Source organism: Legionella drozanskii LLAP-1, assembly GCF_001467585.1.
Taxonomy (GTDB): Bacteria; Pseudomonadota; Gammaproteobacteria; order Legionellales; family Legionellaceae; genus Tatlockia; species Tatlockia drozanskii.
Window position 1 is genome coordinate 1 of record NZ_LNXY01000017.1, and the last position, 320, is coordinate 320.

Genomic DNA, 320 nt, shown 5'->3' on the forward strand with positions numbered 1-320 from the left:
TTCGAGAACTTTTTTATAAAGCTGTTGTAACGTTGCATAATGGGTCAAGTCTGCTGCAAATTTTGCGCTGTCTTTAAGTTGCGCAACGAACCGTTTTTGCGCAAGTGCTGTATCACTTAGCGCCAGCTCTAAGGCTAATACTTGTTTTTTAAAGCGTCCATCGTTATCCATATTCGCCATGGCGATAATAGAGTCTTCATCTCGTTCTGACAGATTATAAAATTCTATGAGTTGCTGTTTTTTATAAAAGGCGCGTTTCATTCATAGTTTTTCGTGGCTTTTGAGATAGCGCGACCAGTTGAGCTGCGTTTAAGGGTAAT

Annotated in this window: 1 protein-coding gene; it reads right to left on the reverse strand. The window is 40.0% G+C overall.

Annotated elements, in window-relative coordinates; all coding sequences use genetic code 11:
• On the reverse strand, positions 1-261 hold a 261-nt coding region (locus tag Ldro_RS04010), incomplete at its 3' end, for a hypothetical protein (RefSeq protein WP_157066456.1).
• Positions 262-320 lie beyond the last annotated feature (59 nt).